Annotated in this window: 1 protein-coding gene; it reads right to left on the bottom strand. The window is 46.5% G+C overall.

Annotated elements, in window-relative coordinates:
* Positions 1-353 (bottom strand): type VI secretion system PAAR protein (locus H0248_RS21105; RefSeq protein WP_180787375.1); only part of this gene is annotated, 353 nt, incomplete at its 3' end.
* Between the last annotated feature and the right edge of the window lie 170 nt (positions 354-523).

Raw genomic sequence — 523 nt, 5'->3', positions numbered from 1 at the left:
CGGGTTAATGCTGCCTGTTTAGCACAGTCCTGAACGGGAGAACGATGGGGTGTATCACCAATGATGACGTTGCCACTGCCAGAGACAATGACACCACCGCAATTGATGCCATCCCCAATACGCGCAGCGGGCTTGCCGTTAATAATGACGGTGGATGAACCTTCGGCAATTTTTCGGGAATGAACACCATGGGGTGCATTGGGACAGGGACAACCGTGAAGCAGAACAGCATCACCCTGTCGGGCGGCAGGCTGACCATTAATAATGACATCAGAACTGCCTTCAATTATCGGGGTTTCAGGGAAGCAATCATGACCACTTCCGATATCATTGAGACGGGCAGCACCCGGCATTGCCATTCTCCTTTGACAGTAAAACATTCCTTTTGAGGGCTGAATGTTGGGCGCTTTTTATGGATGATTCAATACCGAAATCGTTAACAGTGCCCAATAGAGACGTTATTAGCGAAATTTTTATTTATGGTCAGATATTATTTTTCATTAAGTCATAAACCTGTCAAAAA

This window comes from Pectobacterium brasiliense, assembly GCF_013449685.1.
Lineage (GTDB): Bacteria > Pseudomonadota > Gammaproteobacteria > Enterobacterales > Enterobacteriaceae > Pectobacterium > Pectobacterium brasiliense_A.
This window is presented reverse-complemented; position numbering and strand designations above follow the sequence as displayed.